The 25,647-nt window shown below is 36.0% G+C and carries 21 protein-coding genes; 12 read left to right on the forward strand and 9 right to left on the reverse strand.

The genetic code is table 11. The features are described from left to right. The first annotated feature begins 45 nt into the window (after positions 1–45). From RM706_RS10160 to capB, 3 genes are all read left to right on the forward strand, one after another. The gene (locus tag RM706_RS10160; protein WP_432264972.1) at positions 46–2,100 is read left to right on the forward strand and encodes a S9 family peptidase; all 2,055 of its coding nucleotides are present in this window, start codon (positions 46–48) and stop codon (positions 2,098–2,100) included. 70 nt (positions 2,101–2,170) lie between these two features. After that, on the forward strand, positions 2,171–3,211 hold the full coding sequence (gene capA, locus RM706_RS10165) for a cysteate synthase (RefSeq protein ID WP_311351048.1): 1,041 nt from the start codon (positions 2,171–2,173) through the stop codon (positions 3,209–3,211). Positions 3,212–3,332: 121 nt separating this feature from the next. Next, positions 3,333–4,592 (forward strand): cysteate-C-fatty acyltransferase, encoded by a 1,260-nt coding sequence (gene capB, locus RM706_RS10170; RefSeq protein WP_311351050.1) that lies wholly within the window; start codon positions 3,333–3,335, stop codon positions 4,590–4,592. An 82-nt stretch (positions 4,593–4,674) separates the two neighbouring features. Here capB and RM706_RS10175 read toward each other — a convergent pair whose 3' ends face one another. Both RM706_RS10175 and RM706_RS10180 read right to left on the reverse strand, forming a co-directional pair. Further along, positions 4,675–5,793 (reverse strand): GTP cyclohydrolase, encoded by a 1,119-nt coding sequence (locus RM706_RS10175; RefSeq protein WP_311351052.1) that lies wholly within the window; start codon positions 5,791–5,793, stop codon positions 4,675–4,677. Between the two features lie 142 nt (positions 5,794–5,935). Further along, complete coding sequence (locus RM706_RS10180; RefSeq protein ID WP_311351054.1) at positions 5,936–6,922, reverse strand: transporter; 987 nt, start codon at positions 6,920–6,922, stop codon at positions 5,936–5,938. A 22-nt stretch (positions 6,923–6,944) separates the two neighbouring features. Between RM706_RS10180 and RM706_RS10185 the strand changes: the two genes are divergently transcribed. From RM706_RS10185 to RM706_RS10210, 6 genes are all read left to right on the forward strand, one after another. Then, positions 6,945–7,268 (forward strand): DUF4834 family protein, encoded by a 324-nt coding sequence (locus tag RM706_RS10185; protein ID WP_311351056.1) that lies wholly within the window; start codon positions 6,945–6,947, stop codon positions 7,266–7,268. A gap of 24 nt (positions 7,269–7,292) precedes the next feature. Further along, complete coding sequence (locus RM706_RS10190; RefSeq protein WP_311351058.1) at positions 7,293–9,719, forward strand: hypothetical protein; 2,427 nt, start codon at positions 7,293–7,295, stop codon at positions 9,717–9,719. Beyond that, positions 9,719–11,005 (forward strand): glycosyltransferase family 4 protein, encoded by a 1,287-nt coding sequence (locus RM706_RS10195; protein ID WP_311351060.1) that lies wholly within the window; start codon positions 9,719–9,721, stop codon positions 11,003–11,005. Before RM706_RS10190 ends, RM706_RS10195 begins: the two co-directional genes overlap by 1 nt. Further along, positions 10,990–12,447, forward strand: coding sequence for a lipopolysaccharide biosynthesis protein (locus RM706_RS10200; RefSeq protein WP_311351063.1), 1,458 nt, complete (start codon positions 10,990–10,992; stop codon positions 12,445–12,447). Before RM706_RS10195 ends, RM706_RS10200 begins: the two co-directional genes overlap by 16 nt. Before the next feature lie 83 nt (positions 12,448–12,530). After that, a complete protein-coding gene (locus RM706_RS10205) occupies positions 12,531–13,577 on the forward strand; it encodes a helix-turn-helix domain-containing protein (RefSeq protein WP_311351064.1) in 1,047 nt (348 codons plus the stop codon). 98 nt (positions 13,578–13,675) lie between these two features. Further along, positions 13,676–14,257 carry an NUDIX hydrolase gene (locus RM706_RS10210; protein WP_311351066.1) on the forward strand — a complete coding sequence of 194 codons (582 nt, stop codon included), beginning with the start codon at positions 13,676–13,678 and terminating at the stop codon, positions 14,255–14,257. A 101-nt stretch (positions 14,258–14,358) separates the two neighbouring features. Here RM706_RS10210 and RM706_RS10215 read toward each other — a convergent pair whose 3' ends face one another. The 5 genes from RM706_RS10215 to RM706_RS10235 all read right to left on the reverse strand — a co-directional run bounded on the left by RM706_RS10215 (position 14,359) and on the right by RM706_RS10235 (position 19,110). Continuing rightward, complete coding sequence (locus tag RM706_RS10215; RefSeq protein ID WP_311351068.1) at positions 14,359–15,546, reverse strand: hypothetical protein; 1,188 nt, start codon at positions 15,544–15,546, stop codon at positions 14,359–14,361. 172 nt (positions 15,547–15,718) lie between these two features. Then, entirely contained in the window at positions 15,719–16,615 is an 897-nt protein-coding gene (locus RM706_RS10220; RefSeq protein ID WP_311351070.1) for a nuclear transport factor 2 family protein, read from the reverse strand. Between the two features lie 89 nt (positions 16,616–16,704). Then, positions 16,705–17,583, reverse strand: a complete 879-nt coding sequence (locus tag RM706_RS10225) for a helix-turn-helix domain-containing protein (RefSeq protein ID WP_311351072.1) — start codon at positions 17,581–17,583, stop codon at positions 16,705–16,707. A gap of 16 nt (positions 17,584–17,599) precedes the next feature. Continuing rightward, positions 17,600–18,043, reverse strand: a complete 444-nt coding sequence (locus RM706_RS10230) for an SRPBCC family protein (protein ID WP_311351074.1) — start codon at positions 18,041–18,043, stop codon at positions 17,600–17,602. Between the two features lie 11 nt (positions 18,044–18,054). Then, the gene (locus tag RM706_RS10235) at positions 18,055–19,110 is read right to left on the reverse strand and encodes a bestrophin family protein (protein ID WP_311351076.1); all 1,056 of its coding nucleotides are present in this window, start codon (positions 19,108–19,110) and stop codon (positions 18,055–18,057) included. A gap of 284 nt (positions 19,111–19,394) precedes the next feature. On the opposite strand from RM706_RS10235, the gene RM706_RS10240 reads away from it, so the two are divergent. Further along, positions 19,395–20,360: a hypothetical protein gene (locus RM706_RS10240; protein WP_311351077.1), complete on the forward strand. Its 966-nt coding sequence runs from the start codon at positions 19,395–19,397 to the stop codon at positions 20,358–20,360. A 159-nt stretch (positions 20,361–20,519) separates the two neighbouring features. Here the strand turns inward: RM706_RS10240 and uvrA are convergent, their stop codons facing one another. Continuing rightward, positions 20,520–23,297 (reverse strand): excinuclease ABC subunit UvrA, encoded by a 2,778-nt coding sequence (uvrA, locus tag RM706_RS10245; protein WP_311351080.1) that lies wholly within the window; start codon positions 23,295–23,297, stop codon positions 20,520–20,522. Positions 23,298–23,545: 248 nt separating this feature from the next. On the opposite strand from uvrA, the gene RM706_RS10250 reads away from it, so the two are divergent. Beyond that, entirely contained in the window at positions 23,546–24,127 is a 582-nt protein-coding gene (locus RM706_RS10250; protein WP_311351082.1) for an RNA polymerase sigma factor, read from the forward strand. 246 nt (positions 24,128–24,373) lie between these two features. Here the strand turns inward: RM706_RS10250 and RM706_RS10255 are convergent, their stop codons facing one another. Next, positions 24,374–25,039: an endonuclease III domain-containing protein gene (locus RM706_RS10255; protein ID WP_311351084.1), complete on the reverse strand. Its 666-nt coding sequence runs from the start codon at positions 25,037–25,039 to the stop codon at positions 24,374–24,376. A gap of 46 nt (positions 25,040–25,085) precedes the next feature. Here RM706_RS10255 and bcp point away from each other — a divergent pair, with 46 nt between their 5' ends. Next, positions 25,086–25,538, forward strand: coding sequence for a thioredoxin-dependent thiol peroxidase (bcp, locus tag RM706_RS10260; RefSeq protein WP_311351086.1), 453 nt, complete (start codon positions 25,086–25,088; stop codon positions 25,536–25,538). Positions 25,539–25,647: the final 109 nt, after the last annotated feature.

A 25,647-nucleotide genomic window follows, 5' to 3' on the forward strand; every position in this document is an offset into this window, starting at 1 on the left:
TACCTTATTTTTGCGAACTCTTGTAACGAGATGTATAAAAAACTTATGATAACAAAAGCTCCAAAAGCTAAGAAATCACCAAAAGAATTAGGCATACACGGGGATGTGCGTATTGACAATTATTATTGGCTTAATAATAGGGAAGATCAAGAAGTAATTGATTATTTAGATTCAGAAAATGCCTATTACATTGAAAATACAGCCCATACTAAAGCTTTTCAAGAAGAATTATTTCAAGAAATGAAATCCCGCATAAAGGAAGATGATGAGTCGGTTCCTTATAAGCGAAATGGTTATTTCTATATTACACGATTCGAAAAAAGTAAAGAATATCCTATCTATTCTAGAAAGAAAGAGTCTTTAGATGCAAAAGAGGAGGTGATGTTCAATTGTAATGAGCTGGCCAAAGCGAATGACTATTTTAACCTTAGAGGAGTCTCTATTAGTCCAAATAATCAATTGGCTTCTTTTGGCACTGATACTGTATCACGGCGGCAATATCATATTCAAATAAAAAACTTGACCACAGGGGATATTTATCCAGATAAAATTGAAAATACTACTGGGAGTGCTGTTTGGGCAGCTGACAATAAAACGTTTTTTTATACTAAAAAAGACCCTGTTACACTTCGTTCCGATAAAATATACAAGCATCGTTTAGGCACTTCAGTGGAACAAGATGAATTGGTCTTTCATGAAGAAGACGATACCTACAACACTTTTGTCTACAAAACGAAATCGAAAAAGTATCTAGTGATTGGCTCTAGTAGTACTTTGACAACGGAATATCAAATTTTGAGAGCTGATAATCCTGAGGGAAAATTCAAGATTTTCTCTCCAAGAACAAAAGGACTTGAATATTCTATATCGCATTATGATGATAGTTTTTATGTTTTGACCAATAAAAATGATGCCATCAATTTTAAACTCATGGTGGTTGATGAAGAGCGTACTTCGCATGAAAATTGGAAAGAGTTTATTCCTCATAGGAAAAATGTTTTGTTAGAGGATATAGAAATTTTTAAAGATTATTATGTGCTCTTTGAACGTGAACTTGGCTTGAACAAAATGAAAATTGTCAGATGGGATGGTTCTGAGAGTTATTACTTACCCTTTGAGAGTGAAACTTATGTTGCCGGCGGTATGACCAATGTAGATTTTGATACCGAAACTTTACGTTATTTCTACAATGCCATGTCTTCACCTTATGCTATTATTGACTTTAGTATGCGGACGAAGGATAAAAAAATTCTAAAAGAACAAGAAGTGCTGGGGGGTAAATTTCGGAAAGAGAACTATAAATCTGAACGTATTTGGGCAGTGGCGCGAGACGGTGTCAAAGTTCCAGTGTCATTGGTTTATCATAAAGACACCAAACTTGATGGAACCAGTCCTTTGTTGCAATATGCTTATGGTTCTTACGGAGCCACAATAGACCCTTATTTTTCAACAGTACGATTAAGTTTATTGGATAGAGGCTTTGTGTATGCCATTGCGCATGTTCGTGGAGGAGAATATTTGGGGAGACCCTGGTATGAAGATGGTAAGCTTTTAACCAAGAAGAATACATTTACTGATTTTGTAGATGTTTCTAAACATTTAATTGCCGAGAATTATACTACATCTGAACATTTATATGCTATGGGTGGCTCTGCTGGTGGACTCTTAATGGGTGCAGTGGTAAACATGGCACCAAAACTTTATAATGGCGTTGTTGCCCAAGTACCTTTTGTTGATGTTGTAACGACCATGTTAGATGATAGTATTCCACTGACTACTGGAGAGTATGACGAGTGGGGCAATCCACATAAAAAAGAATATTACGATTATATGAAATCATATTCCCCCTACGACAATGTTGAAGCGAAAGAGTATCCAAATATGTTGGTGACAACAGGACTTCATGATTCGCAAGTACAGTATTGGGAACCAGCAAAATGGGTAGCCAAACTTCGGGAATACAAAACTGATACAAAACAGTTATTTCTGTATACAAACATGGAAGCCGGTCATGGTGGTGCTTCCGGTCGTTTCGAAGCTTTAAAAGAAACAGTTAAAGAATATGCCTTTATTTTAGATTTGGAAGGAAAAATCCGATAAAATAAAAAATGATTATTTTTGCAGCTGTAATTCGCGGTTTTTATGGCGTATTGCATGACCTAACTTGACTATGGATAACAATATTAATGCCTACAATAGCATTCTAGATTTAGTTGGTAATACGCCCCTTATCAAATTGAATAGAATCACAGAAGGCCTTACTGGTAATTTTTACGCTAAGGTTGAAGCTTTTAACCCTGGGCATTCTGCGAAAGATCGTATTGCAGTTCATATTATTGAACAAGCAGAGCAAAAAGGGCTTTTAAATGCTGATAGTACCATTATTGAAACTACATCTGGTAATACTGGGTTTAGTTTGGCCATGGCCAGTATGGTAAAAGGATACAAATGTATTTTGGCCGTAAGCTCAAAATCATCTCCAGATAAAATCGATATGTTGCGGTCTATGGGCGCAGAAGTCTATGTATGCCCTGCGCATGTCGCTGCTGATGATCCTCGTTCTTATTATGAGGTGGCCAAACGATTACATAAAGAAACACCTGGTTCAATCTACATAAATCAATACTTTAATGAGTTGAATATTGAAGCTCATTATAATACTACTGGACCTGAGATTTGGAAGCAGACCAATGGGAATATTACTCATTTGGTCTCTTGTAGTGGAACTGGAGGAACTATTTCTGGTACGGCTCGATTTTTAAAAGAACAAAACCCCGATATCAAGGTTTTGGCAGTTGATGCTTATGGATCTGTACTGAAAAAGTACCATGAAACAGGAGAATTTGATCATGAAGAAATTTATCCATACCGAATAGAAGGATTGGGTAAAAATTTAATTCCCAAGGCAACTGATTTCAATAGTATAGACAGATATATCAAAGTTACAGATGCCGAAAGTGCACACATGGCGCGTAAAATTGCCCATTCAGAAGGAATGTTCGTTGGGTATACCAGTGGAGCTGCTATGCAAGCTACAATTCAATACAATACTGAAGGAGAATTTGATAAGAATAGTAATGTAGTTCTTATTTTTCCGGATCATGGTTCTCGATACATGAGTAAAATCTATAGCGACGAATGGATGCAGAATCAAGGCTTTTTTGATGCTAAAAATGCAGAATCACCAAAAGAGATTCAGTACATAAAATAATAATGCTACGGCTTATAATACAGAGCAACGATCTCGTGATCGTTGCTTTTCTGTTTGAAAATATGTCATTGCATGGTTCAATAAAATACATATTTTTGCAATTGAATTAATTTTAGGGAAGATGAGAGATTTATTTGATAGGATTATTGAGAACAAAGGCCCTTTGGGCAGGTGGGCTTCGCAGGCCGAAGGCTATTTTGTATTTCCAAAGTTGGAAGGACCAATATCCAACAGAATGAAGTTTCAAGGCAAAGAGGTAATTACTTGGAGTGTCAATGATTACTTGGGCTTAGCAAATCTTCCAGAAGTTAAAAAAGTTGATGGTGATGCGGCATATGAACACGGTTCTGCTTACCCGATGGGTGCTCGAATGATGAGTGGTCACACAGATTTTCATGAGCAGTTAGAGCAAGAACTTGCTGAATTTGTTGATAAAGAATCTGCTTATCTTTTAAACTTTGGATATCAGGGGATTATGTCCGCTATTGATGCACTCGTAGCTAAAGACGATATTATTGTTTACGATGTTGATTGTCATGCTTGTATTATTGATGGGGTGCGCTTACATGTTGGTAAGCGATTTACTTTTAAGCATAATGATGTTGAAAGCTTAGAGAAGAATCTTGAGCGTGCAACAAAAATGGCCAAAGAAACTGGCGGTGGAATACTAGTAATTTCTGAAGGTGTTTTTGGAATGCGCGGGGAACAAGGTATTCTTAAAGAGATTGTTGCCTTAAAGAAAAAATATAATTTTAGGTTATTGGTAGATGATGCCCATGGTTTTGGTACTTTAGGTAAAACTGGTGCCGGAGCGGGTGAGGAGCAAGGCATTCAAGATGATATTGATGTTTATTTTGCCACATTTGCTAAGTCTATGGCTGGTATAGGTGCTTTCTTAGCTGCTGACAAAGAAATTATAGATTACCTAAAATATAATTTACGTTCACAGATGTTCGCTAAATCATTACCCATGATTTATGTAAAAGGAGCACTAAAACGTTTAGACATGTTGCGTACGATGCCAGAGCTAAAAAACAAGCTTTGGGAGAATGTGAACGCATTGCAAAATGGTTTAAAAGAACGTGGGTTCAATATTGGCACTACTACAAGCTGTGTGACCCCCGTATATTTAAATGGTAGTATTCCTGAAGCTATGGCTTTGGTGAAAGACCTTCGTGAGAATCATGGTATTTTCTGTTCTATAGTAGTTTACCCGGTGATACCTAAAGGGTTGATTTTGTTAAGAATGATTCCTACTGCGACTCATACGTTACAAGATGTGGCAGAAACTCTAGAGGCTTTTTCAACTATTAGAGAGCGATTAGAGAATGGCACTTATAAAAGGTTATCGGCAGCAGTTGCCGCCGCTATGGGTGAATAATGGTTATTTCTTTATGTCGGAGTATTCGAAGCAACTAGCAATTCATACTAAAATCCAGTGAATCTTTAGCAATTAATCCATTCTACAAAGCTCTGCGATAAGTACGTCTTCTTTTATGCGTACGAGGATCAAAATGCTTCCATATTTGTGCTATTGCTGTGTTTTCTTCTAATTCAGGGGTGCGAATGCAGTTTACAATACCCTTTTCATTAAAGGTTTTATAGAATTCATTAAAAATGATTGCTGTGACCCCTTTGTTTTGATAATCTGGATGTACACCAATCAAATAAAAGGTTACATTTTTGCTATGTTTTCTAGCTCTTAATAGATGAAATATCCCGAAAGGGAATAGTTTTCCCTTTGCTTTTTGAAGAGCTTCTGAAAACGAGGGCATGACAATTGCGAAAGCAACCAGTTTGTCTTCTTTGTCAACCACAAATTTGATGTACTCAGGATTGATAAAACTGATGTATTTTTTCTTGAAGTATTCTTTTTGAACATCGGTTATTTTAACAAAAGAGGCCAAACTAGAATAACTCTCATTAAAAAGGTCGAACATTTTATCGACCCAAGGCATTATGGCTTCGCTTTTCGAAAAATTCATTTCCTTTAAGCCATAGCGTTTTTTAATAAGCATATTGGCCTTAGTAAAGACTTTGGGGTCAGCATTGGCAAATAAGAATTTATTTTCTAAGTATTCTTTTTCTTTGACAAAACCATGATGTTCAAAATGTGATTGATAATAGGGATGGTTATACCATGTAATCATGGTACCGATATGCTCAAACCCTTCGATGAGGACACCTACTTTATCAAGGTTTGAAAAGCCCACAGGACCCTCCATATATTTCAACCGATGCTGTTGCCCTATTTCTGAGACTTTTTCAAGCAATGCTTTTGAAACCTCGAAATCATCGATAAAATCAAACCACCCAAAGCGCATTTTTTTAAGTTGCTGCTCGTTCACTTCAATCCAATTTGTAATGGCAGCAACACGTCCCACAATCTTGCCGTCACTATAGGCTAGAAAGAAGCTGGCTTCGGCATTTTGAAAAGCAGGGTTTTTAGACTTGTCAAAAGTTTCTAATTCATCTTTAATAATCGGCGGCACCCAATATTGGTTATCCTTGTATAAGGAAAAAGGGAATTTTACAAATGCCTTGAAATCAGATTTTGAAGTAACTTCTTTGATGGTGACCATTCCGTTTTTATTATTTCGAAATGTCCGGTCGAGCGCAGTCGAGACCTATGTTTAAAATAAAAATAGTGCCATTCTCGACTGCGCTCGAATTGACACTTAAAATGAAATACAATATTAGTAATTAAACCGACAGATGAAAAACTTAGAAATCAATATTGTCTTTCTTTTTCTTGCGTTTCTTTTTCTTTACTTTTTTCGGCTTGCTCTTTTTCATAGACCCTTTTTTAATCTTTCCAATGGCATCTTGGTCTTCAATGGGAACCAGCTGATCTTTATGGAAATCTAAACGGTAAGAAACACCAGTGGCAACAAACATTCTTGAGGGAGTATTTTTAAAACTGCCTCCTACACTAAAATCAGCTTGAAAAGTAGGATTGAAGAGGTATGCAAAACCAGTTCTGATCAAGGCATCTGAATAACGGTCGCTGTCAATACCTTGATGTTCTGCAAAAATGCTCCATTTAGGATTTCGAAACGCATGTGACAATGAAATTGTATAGTTCAGTTCTGGAAAATCAGTCGAAATTCTGTCATAAGCAACATTGGTTATCAATACCCATCTTGGGGTAAGCCTACTCTGCGTTGCAATCATTGCGCGGTAGGAGATAGTGCCATCTTCTGGGTAAAACGGATTATCACCTAAATTGAATGTGGCTCCCCCGTATAATGAAACAGCTGGCAATAAATTTTTGAACTGAAATTTATGATTGGCCCTCCAGCTATATAAATTGGGTTTATTTGCTTCAGGATTTTTAAAAGGATCATAAACCAAATATTTTAAACCCAATCGATTTCTTGAAAAATCAGTTCGTGTTTCTTCAAGATTAAAGTTATTGAAGGTGAGACTTTGCCGAATATAAGTACCCTCATAATTGACCTCTAATTTTTCCAATAACAGCCCATATCGTAATGAAAGATCACCACCAAAAATATTGGAATCTTGATTTAAAATGCCATTATCTCGCATTTCGTACAGAAAACCAAATTCTGCTTGAACAACATTTTTACCAACGGCATAAGCACTCACAGATAGACCTGGTCTATTTGAATTGATCACATCGGTATATTGGGCAATACCAAACAGTGGTAGTAAAATGAAAGCTAGAAAAAGTCGATTTATGAATGCCATAGACTGATTTTAATACTATTTTATGAAACGAATCATTGGTTTTAGAGACTTACAGTGTAATTTTGAATCAATAGCAAACAGTAATATGGTTTTATTACAAACGATTTTAATACTCATATTCGTATACTACGGTATAAAATTACTGCTGAAATGGCTCGCACCACGCCTTTTCAATTATGCAGTTAAGAAAACCGAAGAACGATTTGGACAACAATTTGGCAACTACCAAGATTTTAGCAATACAAATACGAAAGAAGGAGAAACTACTGTTGGCAAACAGCCAGTGCCGAAATCAAATCCTTCAAAAAAAGTTGGAGAATATATAGATTTTGAGGAAATTGACTGATCTTTGAGTCCTCAATAACATTCTATGAAGCTTTCTGCAAAGGCGATTATCACCCATTTATTAGTTCTAGGTTTTTTTGTCATTGCGTCGTTGGCCTATTTTTATCCAGTACTTCAAGGCAAAGCAATTTATCAATCAGATATTGCGCAGTATAAGGGGATGGCCAAAGAGCGTAATGATTATAAAGAAACCACAGGAATTGAATCGTATTGGACGAATGGTGCTTTTGGTGGTATGCCTACCTATCAATTAGGAGCGAATTATCCACATGATTACGTAAAGAAGCTAGATCGTTTGATTCGATTTTTACCAAGACCCGCAGATTATCTTTTCCTTTATTTTATAGGATTTTATATACTCATGCTTTGTATGAAAGTTGATTATCGACTGGCCATACTGGGCGCATTAGGCTTCGGTTTTTCAACCTATTTAATAATTATTCTCGGGGTTGGTCACAATGCCAAGGCTCATGCTCTAGCTTATTTACCAATGGTATTAGGTGGAATTATTCTAGTTTTTCGAAAAAAATATCTTTTGGGCTTTCTACTCACCGCAATCTCGATGGCCTTGGAGATAAGTGCAAATCATTATCAAATGACCTATTATTTTATGTTATTGGTATTGATTTTGGGCATAGTATACCTGATTTATGCAATTAGGAATAAGGAGCTGAAACATTATTTTGGCTCTGTAGGGTTGTTATTGGTTGCAGTTATACTTTCCATAGCAACAAACGCAACAGGACTCATGGCCACAAAAGAATATGCCGATTGGAGTACTCGTGGAAAATCAGAATTGACCATAGATTCTGATGGTACGCCAAAGGAAATCGGAAATGGATTGGATAAGGAATATATCACCCAATACAGTTATGGGATTGTTGAATCTTTAGACTTATTTGTACCACGTTTTTTTGGTGGTTCAGGCAAAGAGGATTTAGGAAAGGATTCTAAAGTATATCAATATTTTATAGATCAAGGTGTACCACCTTCGCAAGCAATTGATATTTCTGGCTTATATCTGTATTGGGGGAAACAACCCATTGTAGCTGGGCCTGCATATTTAGGTGCAGTAATTTTCTTTTTGTTTATACTCTCCTTGTTTTTGGTCAAGGGAAAGAAAAAATGGTGGTTATTAAGTGGGGTTATACTTTCATTATTGCTTTCATGGGGAAAGAACTTCCCCATACTAACCAATTTTATGATTGATTATTTTCCACTTTACAATAAATTCAGGGCAGTATCCTCCATTCAAGTTGTTTTGGAGCTTTGTGTACCCATTTTAGCAATTTTAGGATTAAAGGAAGTCTTTAGAAAATCTATTGATCAAAAAGTAAAACTAAATGCCTTAAAACTTAGTGTTTTTGTGACTGCAGGTTTGGCTATTGCAATTTTCTTAATGAAAGGTTTCTTTGATTTTGAAGGGGCGACTGATGAACGATTTAGAGGGTATTTTGGTGATGCTGCTCTAGAGATTCTTCGAAGTGATCGTGAAGCGGTTTATGTCAGTGACACCTTAAGGTCCTTAATTTATGTTCTGCTCTGCGCTGGTGCGCTATTTTTAGTTTTGAAAGAGAAAGTAAAGAAAAACTTGGCATTCATTTTAATAGGACTTTTATTGGTCATTGATTTGGTGGGTGTGAATCTAAGATATGTGAATGGTGATGATTTTGTTCGTCAGCGAGCTGTGGAGCAGCCTTTTCAGCCTACGGCTGTAGATCAAGAAATATTAAGGGACCAATCTGTGTATCGCGTTTTTGACCCGCAAGAGGGTCTAAATGGTTCTAGGGTATCGTATTTTCATAAGTCCTTAGGGGGCTATCATGCGGCCAAACCACGAAAGATGCAAGATTTGGTTGAGTTTCACCTTTACAAGAACAATCTTCAAGTATTGAATATGCTCAATGTAAAATATATCGTTCAGCAAGATGAAGAAGGAAAAAGTTTTCCAGGTTTGAACGAAGATGCCAATGGCAATGCTTGGTTTGTACAAAACCTTACCCCAGTAAATAATGCTGACGAAGAAATCAAAGCATTGGACACTTTGAACACCAAAACGGATGCAGTTATTAATAGGCAAAAGTTTCCGACTTTAACCAATTTGTCATACGATTTAGATTCTTTGGCCACTATTCAGTTAGTAGATTACCGTCCAAATTATTTGAAGTATATAGCTGCTAATAAATATGCTGGTTTTGCTGTATTTTCAGAAATGCATTACCCAAACGGCTGGACAGTCACTATCGATGGAATAGAAAAGTCACATATCAATGTAAATTATGCTCTAAGAGGAATGCAAGTTCCAGCTGGCGAACATGAGATTGTTTTTTCTTTTGAACCTGAAGTGGTTCAAACGGGGAGTACAATCGCGCTGGCAAGCAATATTTTATTGGGATTACTGTTCTTGGCAGGAATAGCCTTTACCTTTCGAAAACCTAAGAAAAAGGACTAATGCGAAAGGTACTCATTGTTTGCTATTATTGGCCACCTGCGGGCGGTCCTGGTGTGCAACGATGGTTAAAGTTTGTAAAGTACTTACCTGAATTTGATATTGAGCCTATTGTTTTTGTTCCTGAAAACCCAAACTATCCTATTCTTGATAAATCATTGGAAGAAGAAATTTCTGGTCATATTCGGGTGATCAAACAACGCATATTTGAGCCCTATGGATTAGCCTCATTTTTTTCAAGAAAAAAAACTAAGCGAATCAGTTCAGGTATCATTCAAAAACATCAAAAACAGTCGCTCTTGGAACGAGGCCTGCTTTGGATTAGAGGCAATTTTTTTATTCCTGACGCCCGTAAGTATTGGGTTAAACCATCAGTTAACGCAATCTCAAAATTGGTTACTGAAGAAAAGATTCAAACTATTATAACTACTGGACCACCACATAGTGTTCACTTAATTGGATTGCAACTAAAGGTTAAATTTGACTTACAATGGATAGCTGATTTTAGAGACCCGTGGACTTCCATAGGCTATCATAAAAAGTTAAAACTGACTAAAGCCTCAAGACAAAAGCACAAGTTTTTAGAAAAGCAAGTTTTAAATAGTGCCGATCAAGTAGTTGTAACAAGTAATACAACGAGAACAGAATTTGAAAAATTGACTTCAAAGCCCGTTGAGGTAATTACGAATGGTTTTGATGGTGACAAAATTTCTACCAAACTAGATGAAAAATTTACTATTTCGCATATAGGTTCGCTCCTTACAGATAGAAATCCAACAGTTTTATGGCAAGTTCTGCAAGAGTTATGTGATGAGAATTCAGATTTCAAGAAAAAGTTGGCTATCCAATTAATTGGTGTGGTAGGAGATGGGGTCAAAGAATCTTTGACTAAGCACCAGTTAGCGAATCATTTTACCGATTTGGGGTATGTTTCGCACTCCGAAATTTTGACTTTTCAAGCTAAGTCCCAAGTATTGTTGCTACTCGAAATTGATTCAGAAGAAACTAAAGGGATTATTCCTGGTAAGCTTTTTGAGTATTTAAACGCTCGCAGACCTATATTGGCATTGGGACCTAAAAATTGGGAAGCTAGTTCGATGGTGGACAAAACCAAATCAGGGTCGACCTTCACTATGGATGACAAATCTGACTTAAAAAATGTACTTTTAGAGTGGTTCGAGGCTTTTCAAAAAGGAGAGCTATTTTCTAACGCTATTGGAATTGAAAAATACAGTCGTCGTGAACTGACGAAAAAATTAGCCAACGCCATCACATGGGAATCGTCTTAAAACAGTCTTTTCAAAACACTATCATCACTTTTATTGGTTTTACTTTTGGCGCTGTAAATACACTTTTTCTTTATACGAACATTTTACAGCCTGAGTATTATGGACTGGTTACCTTCATTTTAGCAACAGGTGCTATTCTGATGCCCCTCTTTGCATTTGGTGCACACAATACACTTGTTAAATTCTACAGTGCCCAAGAGGAGGGTTCAAAAAATGCCTTTTTAACGCTAGTTATAGTATCACCATTATTGGTTTTGATTCCTGCTGTTGGTATCACATGGGCTTTTTATGATGACATAGCTGCTTTTCTTTCACAAAAGAATGCTATAGTAACCGATTATGTTTGGTATTTTTTTCTGGTAGGCTTGGCCATGGCCTATTTTGAGGTCTTTTTTGCTTGGAGTAAAGTGCATTTGAAATCCGTATTCGGTAACTTTATGAAAGAGGTTTTTGCCCGATTATGTATTACAGTTTTGCTGATTTTACTCTATTTTGATAGCATCTCATTGGCTTTCTTTTTTAAGGCATTGGTTGCGGTTTACCTTCTGCGAACAATACTAATGAAACTCTATGCCTTTAGCCTTCGAAGGCCAAAGCTAAACTTCAGCTTTCCCAAAGAATCCAAAGTTATTTTACAATATGGTATGCTCATGGTGTTGGGTGGTTCGGTTGCCCTTATTTTAATGGAGATAGATAAATTTATGATCAATCAGTTTATTTCTATTGAAAACGTTGCATATTATGGGGTGGCCGTCTACATAGCCACTGTGATAAGTGTTCCGAATCGCGCGATGAACCAGATTACCTACCCTATGACTGCGGAGTACTTAAATCAAGGCAATCTTTTTGAGCTAGAAAACCTTTATAAGAAGACATCGTTGACTTCATTAATTGCGTCTGGGCTATTGTTCATTTTAATTATTGTGAACATCGACGATTTATATCTGATGATTCCGGAGGCGTATAGAGATGGTTTTACCATTGTTTTTATAATAGGAATGGTCAAAGTTTTTGATTCCTTTTTAGGCAATATTAATGCTGTTTTGTATTACTCTAAATATTATAAAACCGTACTGTTGTTTGGAATATGCTTTGCGTTGACAACTATTTTGTTAAACCTTTGGTTGATTCCCTTATTAGGGATTGAAGGTGCAGCCTTAGCTAGTTTTATTGCCATATTTTTATTCAATAGCATAAAAATGATTTTTGTAAAACTAAAATTCGGGATGCTACCTTATTCCAATTCAACATTAAAGGTATTTGGCTTACTATTACTATTGGGTTTCTTATTTAGTTATTTGACTTTGAGTTTACATCCTTTATTGAGTATTGCACTAAAGTCAATATTTGTCCTACTGATTTATTTGGGGGTACTCCATAGATTTCAGATTTCAGAAGACGTTTCCATATTGATTGCAAAGCTTTTAAGAAGAACTAAATAAGTTCAGTTTTCGAAGTAATGTTTGATTTTTTGATGACTAGCCGTCATATAGGTGATTAATTAGAATAGAAGTTATTTTTTGAAATGGAAAGTGAAATTCTACAACAAATAGAAATCTTACTTGGTTCCATAGGGGTAATTCTGGGTATCTTTTTTGCTGTTTACTTACTTATAAATTGCAAAAGGTTACCAAAGGCAAACCTTTTTTTGGCCATTTACTTATTGACATTTAGTTTAAGAATAGGAAAATCTGTCTTCCATTATTTCTATACAATAGATGGACAGATCCGTAATTTTTTCTTGACCATATTATTTTGTGTAGGACCTTCCATTTGGTTGTATGTAAAATATACTATTAAATACAAGGCTTTATTAAAAAAAGTGGATTACCTGCACTATGCCATTTTTTTGGTATTGTTGCCTATTTGTTGGTTTATTCCTAATAATGGACCAGAAAACTATTCATTAATTTTTGCCCTATTTTATAATTCTATTACCATACACATATTTATTTATTGCTTTTTTAGCATGGTATGGTTCATTAGAAATAGGTCTTTAGAACGTTCAAAACATCATAAAGTTAAGCAGGTTTGGTTGAGTTATTTCTTAGGCTCAAACTTGTTGTTTGTATTATTTTACTTTTTGATTTCTGAAGGTATTTTTCCGTTTTATATTGGATTGTCGTTTTTCTTTTCTGCACTTATAATTTTCTATTCCCTTCGCGCGCTGAATAACCCAATCTTATTCAGAGTTCAAGTTGAAAAATATGAAAAATCAACTTTGGGTTCTAAAGAAGCCATGCAAATAGTACAGTTAATTAGATACCAGTTTTCAAAAAGACGATTGTATTTGAACCCTGAACTTTCATTGGCACTTTTGAGTGAAGAGGTTAATGTGTCTGCAAAAGAACTTTCCCAAGCCATCAATCAAATTGAAAAAGTAAACTATTCTCAATTCATTTTAGAATATCGAATAGAGGAAGCCAAAAGACTTCTAAAATCAGAATCTCATCATAATTTGACTATTGCAAGTATAGCATATGATTCAGGGTTTAATAGTATCTCCTCATTTAATACTGCTTTTAAAAAAATTACGGGGCTGACTCCTTTAGCTTTTCAGAAAAATAAATAATAACTCCTTTAATTTCATTTTTAGTTTTTCAGATTCATGAATTTGATAGAAAGTACAATGTGATTATTTCAAATTTGAGCAAACAAAAAAACAAAATGATGAAAACAAGAATTTTTTATTTTTTATTGGTGTTGGTTGTTTTTACCAACAAAAATTTTGCTCAGACCATAGCTGGGAATACAGATAAAGACGAAAACATACATCGAGATCCAACGCACAATTTTACCATGCAACGCTTAATCATTATTAATGATAAAAATGAAATGCTGATGGCTCGTGAAGACTATGTTTGGGCACCGCCTTCTGTTAGCTACTCCAAACGTGAGTTCTTAAAAGAAAGTATGGAAAATCTAGCTGAAGATTATGGTATTAAAATAACCGATTTAAAGCTGCACGGATATTTTAGTTATAAATACGAATACCATCCATTTGCAACATTGCGCAGTTATTTTGTAGCCCAATATGTTAGTGGTGAACTCAAAGCGCCGAATTGGATGGACGAAGTCAAATGGATGCCGATATCAGAGGCAATAGATAATAATACCGTTACATCGATTAAACAGATTACTAAACAAATTATGGAATATCCAGATACCGTTTGGGGCGGTTCTTTTATGATTAGTAGAAACGAAGAAGGGCATCCGACGAAACAGGTTGAAAAATTTTATCCTCTTTTTTGATTAAATAAAAACCCCGTAGCGGATAAATCCAACTACGGGGTAACAACTAACCAACCTAAAAACTTCCTTTGGTACCCTACGCGTTAATGTAGGGTCTATTTTTACTGTCTTCTAGAACTTCTTGTTGTTCTTGAAGTGGCTGAACTACTTCTGTTGTTTGAAGTACTTCTGCTTACTGTTCTTCTTTGAGGTGTACTTCTCTGTACACTTTTCGTTCTATTTTGAGAACTTCTGTTGCTAGCAACACTTCGGCTCTGCGGCTTTTTATAAGTAGTACTTGTTCTACTTACCGTTCGCTTTTGAGGTGTTCTGGTTACTTCCCTTTTGGTGACCGTAGTACTTCTTGGAGTACGGGTTACACTTCTTTGGGTAACACTGTTCCCTCTATTTGAGCGTGTTGCAACAGAGTTTTTTCTAGTTGAACGAGATGCTACGGTATTGCTTCTTCGAGCATTGTTATTCCTAACCGTAGTGCTTCTGTTGTTCGAGGTTCTGCCAACATTTGAATTTCTTCGCACATTGTTATTGTTTCTACCAACGTTTCTAGAAGCTACAGCTCTATCATTTCTTAGGGTAGTATTTCTTCTACCTCTATTTTCACGGACCGCAACACGGTTATCGTTTCTATAGATGTTCGCTCTTCGCGTTCTATTGTATCTATACTCCCTACCTCGGTTAACATAGGCACGTCTTACATTATTTCTATAAGGTCTATACCATGAGTAACGAACTGGGTTATACCATCTTCTATAAGGTGTGGTCCATACATTACAGAACCCAATTGCTGGTCTGGCAAACCATCTAAAATGAGGTCTATAGATAAAGTTTCTGTTATAAACATTAACGAATCCGGTATAGTGACTGAATACGCCACCGTTATAAAAAACGTTCAATCCACCAACACGTCTCACCAATCCGTTTCTATACCATACATCTACACCTCCAATTTGCGAAACACGACCATAATAATCATAGAATACAGGTACGTTTTCAACTTGTATTATGGCTCCGTAATCATCATACTGAACAAAAGGGTTATAATTGAATCCAGAATTAAATGTTAATCCAACATTACCAACTCTTGCACCAACACCAACGTTCACTTGATTATTAATAAAGAAATCAAATTCACCATCAGGATATACTGAGAAGGTTACCCCGTTTTCTGCGAAGATGAAGGAGTTACTGTTACGAAATGTATTAACAACAACCTTATCTTCTAGCGTTTCTGCATTGGTCATGGCTGTGCCAAAAAAGACCGCTGCAATAATAAGTACTAACTTTTTCATACTATAAGGTTTTAAGTTCTGGAAGTAACTATTTACTTTCCGATTAGTATATACCAAACAGCGTGCCAAAAAATATTTTAAATTTTAAAATATTGATATTCAATTAAATAAAAAATAAAAAGCCGCTTGTGTTTTTTACAAGTGGCTTTTTAACAAAAGTTCAAAAGGCAATTTAGAACCCGAATTTTCCATTTTCATTCTTTCTATCGGCCTCAGGCAAAATAGTCTCAATAACATCCCAATGTTCCACAACTAACCCATCTTTAACCCTAAACAAATCGTAGTAAGACGTATGGTCACCTTTACCAAATTTACCTTCACTGATGGTTAAAACAAAGTTGCCCTCACCCAAGATTTTATGTACCGTATCATATTCCATTACCAAACCATTCTCTGCGAAATAGTTAAGTGCTGCTCCTAAACCATCTAAACCATCGGCAACTGCTGAATTATGCTGTAGGTATTCCGTTGCACTGATATAGTTGGTTGTTTTATGACCTTCGCCATTCATCAGAACATCAGTTACAAAGCTTTTGACCATTGCTTTGTTTTCTTCGGTCTTTTCTATATCAGTAATGGCTATTTCACCATCCAACTGTGTTCGTCCGCTCGGGTTAACTGGGGTAATAGCTGCAAGATTGTCCCAATGTTCTACAATTAATCCCTCTTCAAAGCGGAAAACATCAAAACCGACCTTGGGACCAAAGAAATCATATTGTGTATGCAATACCACATAATCCCCATCTTCCAAGGCTCGAATTACTTTGGCTTTGAAACCGCCTTCTGGCGCATTCTTCATTACTGCACCAAAGCCTTCCAAACCATCACCAACAGCCAAATTGTGTTGAATGTATTTATTTGGATTGATGTAAGCCATGGCTTCGGGATTACCGTTCTCTAAACTTTCAATCACGGCAATAGCCTTCTCTTTGTTTGATAATTGTATAGTGGTTTCTTGCTGTATCTCTGATTCTTGTTCTAAGGTGGTTTCATCAGATGTCTTTTTAGTTTCCTTACATCCAACAAGACTTATGCTTATAATACATAAGCTTAATAATAGCTGTTTCATTAGTATATCTTTTTAGGTAAAGCAAAATTCTAAGAAACTCTGAAGACTTCAGGTATATATAAAAGGCGAAAGACTATAAAAAAGGGAAATTAATTATAGGTACTTCTAAATTGTTCTGGGGTGAGTCCGGTATGCCGCTTAAAAAACTTATAAAAATTAGACGTTTCCTCAAAACCTGTGGTCAAAGCCACTCTTTTTATAGAATCTTTAGAATTAATGAGTTGCCTTTTTATTTGTTTCAGGTGGGTTTCATCTAAAAATGCTTTTGCTGTTTTATGTATAACCGTTTTAGTAATCTTGTTCAAAGTTTTGCTGCTCAACCCTAATAAATCGCTATAATCAGATACCTTTTGAAGGGTATTAATATTGGCTTCTACCTCATTTTGAAACCTGATAAAATCATTTAATCTTTTATAATGGAAGAGTGGAGTGTCGTATCTGGATTTTAGACGAAAAAGATTGGCAATTAATATTTGTAATTCGCTTCTAATAATACCCAAACTATGTTTATCATTAACGTCAAAATACTCGTGCTCGATTCTCTGAATCTGTGTAATCGTTTTCTCAAGAATTTTTGCTGGGAGTTCTAATTTAGGTTCTCCCAAAAGTTCATTAAAAAGTTGTAAGGTCTTTTGGGTTTCTTGCTTTTCTAAATAACTGACCAAAAATTCATTGGTAAACAACAACACTTTTCCTTTGAGTCCTTTCGAAATATGAAATTTTTGAATTTGGTCTTTTCTTATGGTGAGTAAAGTGCCTTTTTGGGTTTTATATTCCTTAAAATCGATGGAATGTTTGCCATTTCCTTTTGTCACCAAGATTAAAATAAAGAACTCGACCTTTTGAATTTCTTCAAGGGAGTGATCTAAATCTGTTCTGGCCAGTAAATCTTCCAATAAGATAATATCAAAGCCGGCTTTCGGATTGTTCTTATTTTGAAATTTTATTGGAATAGGTTCTTTGCCCATACTTCTGCTCTAAACCTTATTGCAATTCATTTTCAATATAGTCTTTTAAACTTTCATTGATAAAGTACTTCCAACCAACAACGCAACTTTCTCTTTTAAACTCTGGAATATCATCAGGAAAGTCTTCAAGCACTGTAGCTGTCACCTTTAATAGGGTGTTTTCAGCATCCTTATATAATTCAAAGGTTATGGTGCAAAGTCCATCATAACCACCATATTTCCATTCTTGTACCATTTTATGATGGGGTATCACTTCTAAAACCTCCCAAAGGTGTGGAAATATGCGCTCTTCTGATTTTACCGTGAAATCGGTTTTAAAACCTGGTTTGGCCTCAAAAGCTTCAATATTAGGAAAGAACCATTGCCGCATTTCATCAAGTTGGGTCAATGCGTTCCATACGTTTTCTCTTGTGGTTTTAAAAAGTTGTTCAACTATAACTGGTGGTTCAGAAACTTTCATTGACTTAACGATTAAAATTGAACATGATGTTTCATTGGAAATTGACCAGGAATGGCATCTTTTTCTTCCCCTAAATTCTGACGGAGATCAATTTCAATTCCACGGGCGATGGTAGAAATAGGGACATCATTTGCGGTGCCTTCAAAAGGATTTTCACCTGTTCGCCCTATGCGTTCCATGGTATGAAAAATCCATGCAACAATAACATAAAAGGGCACGCTTAGCCAAACAAACAAATTACCGATTAAAGGGTTTGTTGTTGCAATTTCTTTACCAATTTCTCCAAATTGTGGCACTAAGGCCAAAGGCAATAAGAGTACGAACACCCACATAAAATAATGGTTTAAGGTTGCGAAATGACGTGGGTACGGAAAGTTTTTGATACGCTCACTTTTACCTTGTAAGGTAAATAGCTCTTCTAAAACGGATTCTAACTGTAAAAATGAAAACTCCCAAATGACACTTTGTTCTTTTAACTTTCTAAGATGGTGCGACTGTTGGTAGAGTAATGCCGTTTGTTTGTTGTCTTTTTTTAAAATATCCTCTAAATCATCTTTTGTAAGATAGGGCTCTAGGTCTTGTGCCAAATCAGAATCATGTTCGGGGGGTCGTGCATCCCATTCTCTGTTGGTTCTGTGACCCATTGTAGTTTCCCAAGGTTTTGAGGCACGCATGGCATGGCGCAAAGCGGTCATCCAAGCGATATGACGATACGTTAGTTCCTTTACTTCATCATTTAAAACTTTTTCTGATAATGGTTTTTCGGTATGCTCATTGGTCAGCATGTCTTGAACGAACATGCCAAAAGTGCGAGAGGTATTTACAATGCCGCCCCAAATCTTGCGTGCTTCCCAAATACGACCGTAAGCAGAGTTGTTCTGAAAACCGATTACAAAGGCAACTGCGGTACCAATAAGGGCTAGGGGAGTCCATGGAATTTTTAACCAAGCCAAATCAAGAAAATAATAAGCAGCTACCACTGCAAGAATGATTACAAGAAATAATAGGGTTTCAAAGCGGGTCCAAATGGCCATTTGAAAGGCGGTATAGGTCTTTTTGGTATACATAAAAGTGATTGTTATTTTCTGTGAAACAAGCTACGAAATTATAGGGATAAAATTGTTGTTGAGATTTCTCAATTGCTTTACTCGTATCGAAATGACTTTTAGCACGAATTAGTCATTTTGAACCGACTAAAAGGAGTGTGAGAAATCTAACTGTTAAAAACTATTTGAGAACTCTACAGGTTTTATACTGACTTTTGTATGAATTTTCTACGAAATTCGTTATCAATGGCTACAATGAAATTGAAACTCCGATTAGCTATGTATTAGGCACAATTTGAAATAATATGCAGAAATTAGAATTAAGAAATAACTTAAATGAAATTATAAAACGCTTAATGAGCAAGGAAATAGTTGCTTTTCTCGACAATAGCAATATTGAAAAAAGTAGTCTCTTAAAACTTGTCGTTGATTCAAAAGGAGGTTTTGACCAGGCCGCTACTGACCCTGAAAAAGAAAAAGTATTTGAACAATTTGAAGCGGTCAAAATGTATGAAACAAATTATTTTTCACGTCTTGTTTCAATGATTTCTACTGCTGGAAACAGTAGTAGATCAACTTATTTTTCGAATATGACTTTGAACGATTTCTATTCTTTCCATAAATCGTTGATTTCGACTTTCGACTTAATTGATAATTTATTAATGAGTTCGAAGGATATTTTTGATGACAATAATGACTTTGACATCAAGGGAGCTCAGAATAATGGAAATTTAATTTTGCAGATTGTAGATGAGAAAAATATTGCGTTGAATAAATTTCAAGACATTATTTCATCTTTAGAAAAATTAATTGAAATCATATATTTTCTCTACGATAAAGTTGAAGATGAAAAATTTGATAGTCATCCTTCAATTTCAATGGTAGACAGTGGAAGTGATATCAACCTGATTTTGAAAATACCTAAGAAGGCAGCAAATCTTATTGCACAAATATTAAAAGAGTTTTGGGATATAATTGCAAATAACAAATCGTATAGACATGGTCAAAGATTAAAAGGAGTTGAAAATTCGCTTACTGTACTCGAAAAAATAAAAGATGCTAAAGACAAAGGAATTATTGATGCTGAAACTGCAAAAGTAATTAGTAATGGTATTATCGATCAAACGGAAAATATAATTCTAAAAAATACTGTGACCAAACAGATCATGCTTGAAAGTAGAGACTATTCTAACAGACAACTTCTTTTAGACCAAAACAAGAAGTATTTACTCGAAGAAGGAAATAAAACAGAAAAAGACAAAACGGAATAAAACCTTTGCCCAACAACAGATATAATTCATTGTAGTTTTGTGCCACTTCAAAATAAAAGTATTAATCAATAGCTGATTTGTAAGAGGAATCATCCTGCGGTTGATTCCACAACTAAATCATACGAGTCGAACCGATAAGGAAACCTCTTTTTCCTTTTACTATATCTTCTCCGCCAAATACCTCGCCGTAAATGAAGCTTTACTTTTAACCACTTCTTCAGGGGTACCTTCAGCCAATAAATGTCCTCCATTTGCACCACCTTCTGGGCCTAGGTCAATAATATAATCCGCGCATTTAATGAGTTCTATATTATGCTCGATGACCACAATCGAATGTCCTTTGGCGAGCAATTCATCAAATGACTTCAACAATTTTTTGATATCATGAAAATGAAGTCCTGTTGTGGGTTCGTCAAAAATAAACAAGGCTTTTTCTTTGGTGTTTCCTTTCACTAAAAATGAAGCCAATTTAATACGCTGTGCTTCTCCACCAGATAGGGTAGAGGAGCTTTGCCCTAAGGTAACATAGCCCAAACCAACATCTTGCAGGGGCTGTAACTTGTTGACAATCTTATCTTGTTTATAAGTCTTAAAGTGAGTGATGGCATCATCAATGGTCAACATTAAAATATCGTTGATGCTCTTACCCTCAAAATGCACCTCAAGTACTTCTTTTTTAAAGCGTTTACCGTTACAGACGTCGCATTCTAAATGTACATCAGCCATAAATTGCATTTCTACAGTAATCTCGCCTTCGCCCTTGCACTTTTCACAGCGGCCGCCATCCACATTAAAAGAAAAGTGCTTGGCTTGATACCCACGTATCTTGCTTAATTTTTGGGAAGCAAACAAGGCACGAATATCATCATATGCTTTTATATAGGTAACGGGGTTGGATCGTGAAGACCGACCAATAGGGTTTTGATCCACAAATTCTACATGCTGTATTTGGCTGTACTTTCCTTTAATTTTGGTAAACTGTCCTGCTTTTTCACCATAACCTCCAGACTCTTTTAATATGGAGGGATACAATATTTTTTTGACCAAAGTACTTTTTCCGCTTCCAGAAACTCCTGTAACCACAGTGAGCATATTCAAAGGAAAGGTGACATTGATATTCTTTAAATTATTTTCCCTCGCCCCAACTATCTGTATGTAGTTTTTAGAATTTCGACGTTCCTTGGGTACTTCAATTTCCATAGCGCCATTTAAGTACGATGCCGTTAAGGAATCTGATTTTAGAATGGCATCCATCGTTCCCGTCGCAACCACTTCACCTCCTAAGGTTCCGGCTTCAGGGCCTATATCAATAACTTCATCAGCAGCTTTCATAATATCTTCATCATGTTCTACTACAATAACGGTATTGCCTAAATCCCTCAAGGATCTTAGAACATCAATCAGATTCTCGGTATCTTTTGGGTGCAGACCAATACTGGGTTCATCCAAAATATACATAGAACCAACCAAGCTACTGCCCAATGAGGTGGCTAAATTGATACGTTGGCTTTCACCACCCGATAGAGAATTTGATTTACGGTTAAGGGTCAAATAACTCAATCCTACCTTACTGAGGTAGTCTAAACGTGTCGTAATTTCTTTTAGCAACCTTTTGGCGACGGTCTGGTCATGTTCTGAAAGTTGCATTTCCTCAAAAAAGACGACCAAATCTTTAATGGGCAATTCAATGATATCAGAAATGGATTTTCCATTCATTTTTACAAAATCAGCCTCAACACGAAGTCGTTTGCCCTTGCAGACGGAACACTTTGTTTTTCCGCGGTAGCGCGAAAGCATGACCCGATTCTGAATTTTATAGCTCTTTTCTTCTAATTGCTCAAAGAACTTATGGATACCGATAAAGTGTTCGTTGCCATCCCAGACCAATTGTTTTTGCTCATCAGACAACTCAAACCAAGGTTTATGAATTGGAAAATCAAATTTATAGGCTGAATTCACCAATTGGTCTTTGTACCAGCTCATGCTTTCGCCTCGCCAAGGGAAAACTGCTTCTTCATATATGGATAGTGCCGTATTGGGCACTACCAAATCTCCATCGATACCGATGACATCACCATAGCCTTCACATTTAGGGCAGGCCCCATATGGATTGTTAAAACTGAACAAATGCACATTGGGTTCTAAAAACTTCATGCCATCTAATTCAAACTGATTACTGAAAACTTGTTGCGTCTTGGTTTCTAAATTTTCGATAGCGCACCTGCCCTTACCTTCAAATAGGGCATTGTCCACAGCATTACCCAAACGGTTCAGAAAATCTTCATCATTTTTGACCACAATACGGTCTACGACCAAATCAAATTCTTTTCCAATATCGTTTGGCACTTGGTCTATTCTGAGTACGTCACCATTATATTTAATTCTAGCGTATCCTTGCTTTGAAAAAAGTTCCAGTGATTTTAGAGAATCCCTATCCTCCTTAATAACAATCGGGGCAAGCAATAAGAGTTTAGTACCTTCTTCAAAAGTCTTTACGTAATCGATTACATCGGTCACCCTATCTTTTTTGACTTCTTTACCAGAGACGGGCGATATAGTTTTACCAATTCTTGCATATAACAATTTCAGGTAATCATAAACTTCCGTTGTGGTGCCTACTGTAGAACGCGGATTGGTAGAATTCACCTTTTGCTCAATCGCAATGGCCGGGGCAATACCTTTTATATAGTCTACTTTGGGTTTATCCAGTTTGCCTAAAAACTGGCGGGCATAAGAAGAAAGACTTTCAACATAGCGGCGTTGTCCTTCGGCGTACAGGGTGTCAAAAGCCAAGCTTGACTTTCCCGAACCCGACAATCCAGTGATGACCACAAGCTTATTTCTTGGAATAACAACATCAATATTCTTAAGATTGTGCAGTTTGGCACCTTTTATGATAATATTCTCCTTAGGATTTACGTCTTTAATAGCTGTCATTCATCGAAAAAATTTGCTCAAAGATACGATTCAAGTGAGTTAATGTCTATTTTTGGAGCAGTTGACATCATTAAATCCGCATCTCACAACATAGTTTTTTCAAGATTATTGCATTGGACTATATTTGAGCTGTAATTAAAAACCTGATAGGCCTATACAGAAATAATTACTTTTTTAAAATTATACTAATAACTCAAAGTCACATCCCCTGGTGGATTGGCTCTAATTTTAACCAAAAAGTAATTTGTATGGAACTACAAATCGAAGACTCGATATTGGTCAGGAATTATATTGATGGAGACGAAAAAGCCCTTGAGGTTTTAATCAACCGCCACAACCAAAGAATTTCTAGCTTTATTTACTCGAAAGTACTTGACAGAGATATTACTGAAGATATCTTCCAAGACACTTTTATTAAGGTCATCAAAACCCTGAAACGTGGTTCTTACAGCGAAGAGGGTAAGTTCTTGCCTTGGGTGATGCGTATTGCGCACAACCTTATCATAGACCATTTTCGTAAGAATAAAAGAATGCCCAAGTTTGAAGGCAGTGATGACTTCAATATTTTCTCGGTAATCAAAGATGACAAGTTAAACGCTGAAAAACAATTGATTAAGAATCAAATTGATAGTGATTTGACCTTATTGATTGATGAGTTGCCAGATGATCAACGTGAAGTTTTAATGATGCGTATCTATAAGGATATGAGTTTCAAAGAAATTTCTGAGAATACTGGTGTCAGTATTAATACGGCTTTGGGGCGTATGCGTTATGCCTTGATCAACCTTAGAAAGATAGTTGACAAGCATAATATCGTTTTAACGAATTAATCTGCATTAGGTCGAACAGAGCAATATTTCCATTTTAGCGGCGTTATCCTATCATAACATTAATGCTAGAATATGGAAGAAATTTACTCTGAAGAACAAAAAGTTTGTAGAATCGCAAAGGCTAAACCTGAGACAATTTCGTTTTTGCTAGGATTCTCGAAGTCAATGAGAGTCATTGATTACAACAATATGAAGTTTGAAACGGTCTTAAATTAGGCCACAAACTTTTAAAGATTAAAAAAACCGCTATTTAGCGGTTTTTTTAGTTTTATAATACTCATTAAGCACGGATTTTCGACCAATTGTTTTGGTAATTACGTCTTTTTCTAAATTCCAGCCGCGTGCAGGAGAGTATTCACGGCCATACCAAATAATTTGAAGGTGTAAATCGTTCCAGATTTCTTTTGGGAACAATCGTTTTGCATCTTTTTCAGTTTGAACCACGTTTTTTCCATTGGTAAATCCCCATCGGTACATCAAACGATGGATATGTGTGTCTACAGGAAAAGCAGGAATTCCGAAAGCTTGAGAAACAACCACACTTGCCGTTTTATGACCTACGGCTGGCAATTCTTCCAACAGTGCAATCTCTTTTGGTACTTTTCCGTCATACTTATCAATTAAAATATGGGATAATCCATGAATTCCTTTTGATTTCATGGGTGATAACCCTACAGGTCTTATAATATCACGAATTTCTTCAACGGTCATTTTAACCATATCATAAGGGTTGTCTGCTCTTTCAAATAATAAGGGTGTGATTTGGTTTACGCGAACATCAGTACTTTGCGCAGACATCAAAACAGCAATTAATAAGGTATATGGGTCTTTATGTTGTAATGGGATTGGAATAGTGGGATAAAGCTCTTTTAACGTTTTAATTGTGAAGTCAACTTTATCTTGTTTGGTCATTTTTGTTTAATTTTATCAAAAATAGTCTAAACAAAATATTTTTGATATGAATACATTGAAAGCAGGCGATAAAGTACCTGAATTTTCATCAAAAGACCAAGACGGTAATACTATTAATCTTTCTGATTACGGCGGTAAAAAGTTGGTTGTTTTCTTTTATCCGAGAGCAAATACACCTGGTTGTACTGCCGAGGCTTGCAATCTAAGAGATAATTATGCCGAATTACAATCTCAAGGGTATCACTTATTGGGAGTCAGTGAAGACTCAGAAAAAAAACAGACCAATTTTAGAAATAAATACGAGTTTCAATTTCCGTTACTGGCAGACGAAGATCATACCGTAATTGATGCTTTTGGTGTTTGGGGACCTAAAAAATTCATGGGCAGGGAATATGACGGATTGCACAGAACTACTTTTATAGTCAATGATGGGGTAGTGGAACGTGTTATTTCAAAGGTTAAAACAAAAAATCACGCGGCTCAGATTTTAGAAGGGTAATACTTATAAAGTATGAGCAGTATCGTGCTCTAATTCACCCGTTGTACCTTTGATAAAATGTTGTCAATTCGAGTCGGTTTTACAATCGTAGTACGTAAAATTTGTATCG

This window comes from Croceitalea rosinachiae, from assembly GCF_031846445.1.
Lineage (GTDB): Bacteria > Bacteroidota > Bacteroidia > Flavobacteriales > Flavobacteriaceae > Croceitalea > Croceitalea rosinachiae.

Coding starts and splice junctions, on each gene's coding strand:
- RM706_RS10180 (WP_311351054.1), bottom strand. CDS start 6,922: ATGGCATTCATAAATCGACTTTTTCTAGCTTTCATTTTACTACCACTG.
- RM706_RS10250 (WP_311351082.1), top strand. CDS start 23,546: ATGGAACTACAAATCGAAGACTCGATATTGGTCAGGAATTATATTGAT.
- bcp (WP_311351086.1), top strand. CDS start 25,086: ATGAATACATTGAAAGCAGGCGATAAAGTACCTGAATTTTCATCAAAA.
- RM706_RS10200 (WP_311351063.1), top strand. CDS start 10,990: ATGGGAATCGTCTTAAAACAGTCTTTTCAAAACACTATCATCACTTTT.
- RM706_RS10220 (WP_311351070.1), bottom strand. CDS start 16,615: ATGAAACAGCTATTATTAAGCTTATGTATTATAAGCATAAGTCTTGTT.
- RM706_RS10230 (WP_311351074.1), bottom strand. CDS start 18,043: ATGAAAGTTTCTGAACCACCAGTTATAGTTGAACAACTTTTTAAAACC.
- RM706_RS10215 (WP_311351068.1), bottom strand. CDS start 15,546: ATGAAAAAGTTAGTACTTATTATTGCAGCGGTCTTTTTTGGCACAGCC.
- RM706_RS10185 (WP_311351056.1), top strand. CDS start 6,945: ATGAAACGAATCATTGGTTTTAGAGACTTACAGTGTAATTTTGAATCA.
- capB (WP_311351050.1), top strand. CDS start 3,333: ATGAGAGATTTATTTGATAGGATTATTGAGAACAAAGGCCCTTTGGGC.
- RM706_RS10240 (WP_311351077.1), top strand. CDS start 19,395: ATGCAGAAATTAGAATTAAGAAATAACTTAAATGAAATTATAAAACGC.
- RM706_RS10160 (WP_432264972.1), top strand. CDS start 46: ATGATAACAAAAGCTCCAAAAGCTAAGAAATCACCAAAAGAATTAGGC.
- RM706_RS10225 (WP_311351072.1), bottom strand. CDS start 17,583: ATGGGCAAAGAACCTATTCCAATAAAATTTCAAAATAAGAACAATCCG.
- RM706_RS10205 (WP_311351064.1), top strand. CDS start 12,531: ATGGAAAGTGAAATTCTACAACAAATAGAAATCTTACTTGGTTCCATA.
- capA (WP_311351048.1), top strand. CDS start 2,171: ATGGATAACAATATTAATGCCTACAATAGCATTCTAGATTTAGTTGGT.
- uvrA (WP_311351080.1), bottom strand. CDS start 23,297: ATGACAGCTATTAAAGACGTAAATCCTAAGGAGAATATTATCATAAAA.
- RM706_RS10210 (WP_311351066.1), top strand. CDS start 13,676: ATGAAAACAAGAATTTTTTATTTTTTATTGGTGTTGGTTGTTTTTACC.
- RM706_RS10255 (WP_311351084.1), bottom strand. CDS start 25,039: ATGACCAAACAAGATAAAGTTGACTTCACAATTAAAACGTTAAAAGAG.
- RM706_RS10235 (WP_311351076.1), bottom strand. CDS start 19,110: ATGTATACCAAAAAGACCTATACCGCCTTTCAAATGGCCATTTGGACC.
- RM706_RS10190 (WP_311351058.1), top strand. CDS start 7,293: ATGAAGCTTTCTGCAAAGGCGATTATCACCCATTTATTAGTTCTAGGT.
- RM706_RS10195 (WP_311351060.1), top strand. CDS start 9,719: ATGCGAAAGGTACTCATTGTTTGCTATTATTGGCCACCTGCGGGCGGT.
- RM706_RS10175 (WP_311351052.1), bottom strand. CDS start 5,793: ATGGTCACCATCAAAGAAGTTACTTCAAAATCTGATTTCAAGGCATTT.